This is a genomic window from Dethiosulfatibacter sp., from assembly GCF_983023055.1.
This window is the reverse complement of the sequence record NZ_CEZJXU010000070.1, coordinates 1-7,731: the sequence shown is the minus strand read 5'-3', so window position 1 is coordinate 7,731 and position 7,731 is coordinate 1. Positions and strand designations below refer to the sequence as shown.

The following is a 7,731-nucleotide window of genomic DNA, read 5'->3' as shown; positions in this document are numbered from 1 at the left end:
TCAAGTTTCTAATGCCAAGTTTTACAATCTCTTCCATGACAAGATTCATAACCTTGTCACCATTTCTCAAATGGTGGTGAAATGATATTGTCATTCCATCCTTTAGTCCGCTTTTTTCAATAGCTTCTCTGATGGATTCAAGTACCTTTTCCTCACCTGGTTTTACACAATTAAATACAGGCTGCTTTCTAGTAGCTTCTATAATATTCTCAAAGGGACCCTCAAAAAGTTTCGGTGTCCCGTAGTTTTCTATATGTTCAGGAATTTCTCTTCCTATACTGTTTTTCAAATTATCACCTCTAAATAAGATCTGCCTGTTTAGCTATCTCTACAACTTTTTCAGCTCTTGATATGATAGGTGCATCAATCATTTTACCATCCAGGGATATTACTCCCTTTCCTTCCTCTGCAGCCTTTTCAGCAGCATTGATTATTTTCATTGCTTCATCTATTTCTTCTTCAGTAGGTGAATAGATGACCTTGATTATTTCAATCTGTCTGGGGTTTATTGCTGCCTTTCCAGTCATTCCAAGGGATTTTCCAACAAGAGTGTCTTTTTCAAGTCCTTTTTCATCATTGGTATCTGTAAATGGAGTATCTATTGCATCCACTCCAAAGGCCTTGCATACTGTTGCAATCCTGTTTCTTGCATAGAATATCTCACTGCCTTCCTTTGTTCTTTTGATTCCCATGTCTGCAGTGAAATCCTCAGCACCAAAAAGTACTCCCTTTATTCTATCAGATGCTCTAATAATATCAGTAACTGTTTCAAGACTGTAGGCACCTTCAATTATTGGAAAAAGGATTATATCAGTCTCTTTTATGATTTCGTGGACAATTTTTATATATTCCTCAGTAGCCTTAGGCACCATTATGCCATCAGGCTTTGCTAGAAGAAGAGCATTAATATCTTCAACACCCTCTTCAGTGTCCATTCCATTTATCCTTACTACTGTTTCCACAATGCCAAGATCCAGATTCATAAGTGCATTCCTGACTAACAGTCTTGACGAATCCTTTTCTGTAGCTCCCACCGCATCCTCTAGATCTATAATTACACTGTCTGCGCCGAAAACATCAGCATTTTGAATCATTCCTGGATTGTCTCCAGGAATGAACAGCATTGTTCTTCTTAATTTATTCATTAGATTACGCCTCCTTAAGAAAGCATCTTTGATGTGTTATCGACAAAGTCGATATTAAATCCGCGAAGAAAAGTTTCCTTTAACTCATAACACCAACGCTTCAAGGGGTTATGCAAATTTAACTTTCCTAAGCTTGCTTAAAAACAGTCTACAACGATGAACGTCTAACTGCAGCTTCAACTCTTGCTTTTATTGTACAATCAAGAGCTCCTTTGTCCACAGCAACAACGTCAACATTTTCAACATCCAGTTCGCCAAGTGTTTCAGTTATGACCTTTTTTATCTGGCTACCGAACTGCTTAATAACTACGCTTTCAAGCTTGATATTGATTCCTTCACCGTCGTTTGGATATACGGTTATATACATATCACTTGATTCAAGAGTTCCGGCCTTTGCCGGTTTCAATATTTCCATATCATCACCTGTTTATTTTTGATAACGCAAGTATCCTGTTCATCTCGTTATTTACTATCATAAATCCTTCGTCAACACCCATACCTGGTTTTGCTAGACACTGATCAGCACCACAAGCCACTGCAATATTTGTACAAATCTGAGCCGATCTGTCAGTCTCGTTGCAAGTTCCTCCACAGTATGCTCCAACATCATTTCTTTTACAGTAAAGGATGGCTTCAATAATATTATTTATTCCACCAAGGTCAGGAGTTTTTATTTGAACCATATCTGCAGCATCTTCATCAACAAAGAGCTTTATATCTTCAAATGTATTACACCATTCATCTGCCACTATTTCAACATTGATATTTTTCTCAGTAAGAATCACCTTAAGGTTTTTAAGTATCTCAACCTGCTTTTCTCTGTTTTCAATATCTATTGGTCCTTCTATTCTAAGTTTGTGAGGCTTTGCTTCTACTTCAAGCTTTCCAAAATATTCTGCTATCTTTTCAAGATCATTATCGAAAGCAAGTCCTATAGTTCCATAAACATCTATATGGAAAACTATATCTTTTGATTTATCAGTATTGTATTTTGCAATTCGGTTCCTTAACCAACCAACATATTCAACAAGCTTTTCTCCATCGTTTCCAAGCTTTTGTTCAACATTATTTATGAGTCCATGAGGGATTACATCTGATCCCTTGATTATCATCTTGTCAACATTATCATACCTGTCATCGCCGCATTGTGTGAATATTGGAATTCTCTTAAAATCAACATTTGTATCATATTCATCCTTAATAACCTGAGCCATGGTCTTTTTCTTGGCCATTGAAACACCATCAAGAATTGCCTGTGTAACTCCATATCTCAAAGCAGTATGCATATTTTTACCATCTATCTGCATAGTGTCGAATTCCTCTGCAAGTTCTTTGAAATTGTTAAGTTCTCTTCCAACAAGCTTTGGAGTTACATTCTTCTCAAGTACGGGTATGAATTCATCTGCAAGGAATAAATTATCCCTTCCACCTGCTCCTGAATACTGCACAGCTGCACAGTCGCCATGGGCAACCTGTCCATCTTCAAGTACAATCATAACCGAGATACATTCTCCGGCCTGTCTTACACTTACAAATCCGTCTGTTACAGCTTCGCCCTCATACATGAAACCGTCTTTTCCAGCGCCCTTCTTTATTGCTCTCTGATCATCAAAATAAAAACCTGTTCTTCCCTTAGTATAAACTACATCTATAATCTTCATCACTTACTCTCCCGTAAATACCGACTATTCCGGTCTTCCTATTAGTATTCCCTTGCTTACTGCAAATATATCATCTATTACCATGTCAAAACTTACATCTCTTTTTTCGAAAACACCTCTTTCTTCAAGAAGTTTTTTGTGGTAATCCTTAACTTCCTTATCTGCAGGTATATTTCCAAAATCAAGGTATCTAACTGCTCCATAATTGTCTCTTGCTGGAAGTATCTTTCCATGGTTAAACTTACTTGGTGCAAAAGGTATATCAAGTATTCCCATTTCAAATGCTTTTACAACACCCTGTGCAAGATCGCCCATTCCAACTTCAAAGACCTTGTCAATTATGCATTTTGTTTCTCTTTTTATCATTTCTATTTCCTGGTCCAGTTCACTGAATAGAGGAATACTCTGATATTTCGTAAGATTGATTATCTGCTTTGTTGCCTTGATTCCCTGGGCATTTGCTTCCTTTGTTGGAATTCCAAGTGCCTCGTGAGGAGTCTTAACTATAACCTTTGTTGCACCTGCAAATGATGCTGCAACAGATCCCCAGCTAATTACCGAAAATGCCTTTGATTCATCTTCTGGGAATCCACCCATCCACTGATGGAAAACAGTAGTAAGTTCAACATCATAATCGTATTTCTCAAAATATTCTTCAGCCTGGTTGGTTAAGGCTTTAATTGCTGCTATATCCTGTATAAGACTTCCGCACTGTCCATAGCCAAGAGTAAGATTCTTTACTCCCTGTTCAGCCGCTAAAAGACCTTCAATTATTGCAACTGCATTTGATATACTCGGAGGAACTAGAGTACCTGTAAGAGGTCCGAATGGCTCCCTGTTTATCTTTATTCCATTTTCTTCATATATTCCTGCCAACCTGTCACAGTACTGCCAATCGTAAAGAGTTTTTTCCAATGAAACACTCTTAGCATAAGGAATATTGTATGAAATTCCTCCACCTTCATTTGATGTCCATCCTCCAGCATGAATAATTTCAGTCAAGAGTCTTGCATCAGGTGTACCATGTCTAGCCTGAACAGGTCTTTTTACATTTTCAAGAACCTTTCTACAGTTGTACACACCATGATTTACAACTGGAAATCCATTAAGAAGGGATCGGTTTTCCTTAATGCTTTCATCTATACCTGTCTGACATTCGTTGTATCTGTTCTGTCTTGTATAACTGTCTATAGTAGATGGAAGAAGATCAGCCCCACCTTCATCCTGCAAATAATTTAATAATTCTATATGCTCGTCTACAAGTGCAACACCAGCTCTAGGCTGAACCAATGTGATTCCGCTATCTTTTGCCTTCTTAAGTTGCACTGAAAAGTTCTTTTCATCAGGAACCTTGCTCATATAGTCCATAGCTTCCTTTAAGTCAACATCCTTTCCTGTGCTCCAGTGAGTTAAAACATCTTCCCTAATTTTATAAAATAAATCATCGTTTAATCGCTTATTCCTTAAATTCATACCAATAATCTCCTCATATATTCAAATCTTAATTTAAATGCGAACTATTCTCTCTATTGAAAACAATACCCTAACAGCAATTCATTATCTTAATATAATTTCATATTTTTATTGATTTCATTATCCAATATTAACAACATGTTTCTTTAGAATCTTTAAAGCCTTGTTAGGATAACTTTCCGACAAGAGACCCATAGCAGACAGTATATAATCCTTATCAAGAAGATATTCAGGTTTACTTGGTTTAAGATACTTAGGATCTTTTATACTTTCCATTCCTGACTTTAAAATCTTTACTGGATTTCTACTTTTCACTATAGCTCCCCCAGTGCCCAATACATATCCCGTTTCACTAAGGTCCTTTCCTTCCTGAGAATATATGACACCCATAGGTGAATACTCTGTAGCAACCCTTCCTATATGTCTTTCAATTGCCAGGCCCACCGCAGTTGTGCAAATGGTTTCATCCACTTCCTTTTCTTCTTCAGTTTTTGGAATCTTTCCTGTATTCCTTGACAGATATTCACATTTTTCCTTTATGTCTATTGATTCATCAGCCATAAATTTTTTCATTTTTACAAATCCTGCCGACTCATAAAGTGAACTGGCGCTTTCTCTCATTCCCAGGTCACCTTCTACAGTTCTCTTTGCATATGGTTCCTGAAGCCCTTTGAAAACCACACCCGATTTGGTTGGCTCACCTTTCGATATGGAATGGACATCGGTGGTGGCCCCACCTATATCTACTACAAGAATTTCTCCTATGCCTTCCTCTTCATTTGTGCCATCAGCTAATAAATTGACTGCCTTTAATACAGCAGTCGGTGTAGGCATCATTATATTATCTATCTCTTTCTCTGCTTCTCCAAGACCCTTTGCTTCAATGATTTTCTCCATAAAAACAGTTCTTATGGCTTCCCTTGCAGGCTCAACATTGAGTATATTGAGTCTTGGCATTACATTATCTGTAATTTTAAAGTATATTCCATTTTCTTCAAATATATTTTCAATATCATCTACTGCATTTTTGTTTCCTGATACAACAACTGGAATATCTCCAATTTTACCAGATAGGGCTTCTGCATTTTTAATAATACAGTCTTTGTTTCCACCATCCGTTCCTCCAGCAAGAAGGATAATATCAGGCTTTTCTTCAATGATTTTACTTATTTCCCTAGCGCTTAGTTCATGACTGTATGTCCTATATACCTTCGATCCAGCTCCAAGGGCTGCTCTTTTAGCAGCTTCTGAAGTGAGGCTTTGGACAAGGCCTATTGATATCATCTTAAGTCCGCCTGCCGCACTGCTGCATGCAAGTTTTTCGACATATTCAATGTCCAAGTCGCATGTCTTAGCCTTGATTACTTCAAAAGCCTTGTAAAAACCATCCATTATATTTGTTTTGACTGTTGTTTCACTTGAAGCCACTGCAAGTATTTCATCATTATCTATGTCTACTGCTGTAAGCTTTGTATAAGTGCTACCAAAATCAATCAATAATACCGCATTCATATAATTCAGTCCTTTTATACCGCCATAGTTCCAATATTGAAATTCAAGTCATCCTTAAGATCAGAAATGGACTCTGCTGGTGAAGTTCCCGGTGCATAAACCCTGTCAAATCCCATATCCTTGAATCTTTTCTCAACTTTCTCAAAATCCTGCTTTCCAACAACAAGGTTTCCACCTGCATAAAGTATTACATTCTCAAGTCCTGCTTCAATACATTTATCCTTAAGACCCTTGCAGTCTATTTCTCCATGTCCATAAAGAGATGAAACAAGAATAGCTTTTGCATCAGTCTCTACAGCAGCATCAATGAATTCCTCCTGAGAACTGAGTACTCCTATGTTTACAACATTAAATCCAGCCTTCGAAAATGCGTGGTCCAATATTTTATTTCCTACTGCATGACAATCTGCTCCTATTACTCCCAAGACTATTGCATTGTTCATATCTTTCCCTCCAGGTCCAATTGGCACCATCCAATGTCAATTGGTATTATGGACTAGTCCATTGTAGTTAATATAGCATACCTTTTTTTAAAGGTCAACAGCATTTCATAAATTGACTTATTAACATATATTCCTGCATTTTCAAGCTTTAGATACAATATTGCATAGTAATGCCATGACCATACTTCCTTAACCTTTCAAGGGTTCCAATAATCCAATAGATCTAAAATTGGCACTAAAAAAGTTGCAATAATGATTGCAACTTTCTAAAACTTTCATGTATTTTTTACTATTTAAGGTCCATTAACCTGGATTTTATGATTTTTATCGATTCTCCATCAAGGAAATAAAGAAAATTTATCATCTCTTTCCTGTCCCCAACTATTTCAGCGACCTTCTTTCCTCTTCCAGGTGAGATTATGACAACATCAACCTTTTCTACAACTTCCCTTATTTCCATTTCTTCTCTGCTTATTGTCTGAATTATTTCAACATTCTCAATACCCGACAGTTCCAGTGCATCCTCCACCTTCTTCAAGAATTCATAGGACTGGCTAATAAGACCATATTTCGTACCAGGTGGATACTTAGCCATCTTTACAATCGACTCTATGCTTGGATTGATGGCTGCACCCATTACTTCCATATTATATTTATCAAGAAGTTCCTTTGTCTCCTTAAGATGCTTGTATGTCACTATTGCAAACTGTGTATTCCTAAGCTTCTTCACCATATCGTCATCAGGCATCTCAAGCTCCGACAAAACAACGGGTGATACATTCATATCAGTGGTTTCATTTAGCTGCTCCGAAAACACCTGCGCCTGCTCGATATTGCATTCGATGAATATAGCATTGACACTTTTCATCTTGCTTTCCTTCTCTTCTATTCGATTCTTCACAAGCTCCGTGAATTCCTCTGCAGAAAGACCTGAACCTAAAGCTTCATCTATTGCAAGGTCAATTATCTTGTATACCTTGTCCTGTACAGCATGTCTTTTCCATATATGGGCTGCCTCATCTACAAAAGTTCCTCGTCCCTGGTATGATACAAGTACACCTTCATGCTCAAGAAACTTGTATGCATTAGATATTGTATTCCTGCTAATGTTCAACTCCTTTGCAAGCTGTCTTTCCGTAGGAAGCTTTTCGCCTACCTTCAAGGCTCCCTTCTTGATATTTCCGGTTATCTGGTTTTTTATCTGTATGTAAAAGGGCACCCCGCTGCTTCTGTCTATATCAATTTTCATTATCCAGCCTCCTTAATATTGATTATGGGATAATTTTACATTAACTTAGACAGCTATGCAATGATTTAATTGACACACCAACATTATGTATTAAATCCCAGCGAAAAATCTATTACGCCAATTCTAAAATCAAAAAGAAAAATAAATCTCCAAAACAATTTGTTATATTCCATACAATTCCCCCTGTATAATGTCAATATATACACTTGATACTATTTCCTATCCCCAGAAAAGAAAAATAACTTTCG

The 7,731-nt window shown here is 37.1% G+C and carries 8 protein-coding genes; all 8 read right to left on the bottom strand.

Translation table 11 applies throughout. The features are described 5' to 3' along the window. Window positions 1–289 (bottom strand): citrate lyase subunit alpha (locus AC3AX0_RS04055; RefSeq protein ID WP_487549026.1); only part of this gene is annotated, 289 nt, incomplete at its 3' end. A gap of 10 nt (window positions 290–299) precedes the next feature. Next, window positions 300–1,145 carry an HpcH/HpaI aldolase/citrate lyase family protein gene (locus AC3AX0_RS04050; protein WP_487549025.1) on the bottom strand — a complete coding sequence of 282 codons (846 nt, stop codon included), beginning with the start codon at window positions 1,143–1,145 and terminating at the stop codon, window positions 300–302. 148 nt (window positions 1,146–1,293) lie between these two features. Continuing rightward, a complete protein-coding gene (gene citD, locus AC3AX0_RS04045) occupies window positions 1,294–1,560 on the bottom strand; it encodes a citrate lyase acyl carrier protein (RefSeq protein WP_487549024.1) in 267 nt (88 codons plus the stop codon). 4 nt (window positions 1,561–1,564) lie between these two features. Continuing rightward, window positions 1,565–2,806 carry a methylaspartate ammonia-lyase gene (locus tag AC3AX0_RS04040; RefSeq protein WP_487549023.1) on the bottom strand — a complete coding sequence of 414 codons (1,242 nt, stop codon included), beginning with the start codon at window positions 2,804–2,806 and terminating at the stop codon, window positions 1,565–1,567. Between the two features lie 24 nt (window positions 2,807–2,830). Then, the gene (locus tag AC3AX0_RS04035; RefSeq protein ID WP_487549022.1) at window positions 2,831–4,279 is read right to left on the bottom strand and encodes a methylaspartate mutase subunit E; all 1,449 of its coding nucleotides are present in this window, start codon (window positions 4,277–4,279) and stop codon (window positions 2,831–2,833) included. 120 nt (window positions 4,280–4,399) lie between these two features. Beyond that, window positions 4,400–5,791, bottom strand: a complete 1,392-nt coding sequence (gene glmL / locus AC3AX0_RS04030) for a methylaspartate mutase accessory protein GlmL (RefSeq protein ID WP_487549021.1) — start codon at window positions 5,789–5,791, stop codon at window positions 4,400–4,402. Window positions 5,792–5,805: 14 nt separating this feature from the next. After that, entirely contained in the window at window positions 5,806–6,234 is a 429-nt protein-coding gene (gene glmS, locus AC3AX0_RS04025) for a methylaspartate mutase subunit S (protein ID WP_487549020.1), read from the bottom strand. Between the two features lie 289 nt (window positions 6,235–6,523). After that, a complete protein-coding gene (locus tag AC3AX0_RS04020) occupies window positions 6,524–7,483 on the bottom strand; it encodes a GntR family transcriptional regulator (RefSeq protein ID WP_487549019.1) in 960 nt (319 codons plus the stop codon). Window positions 7,484–7,731: the final 248 nt, after the last annotated feature.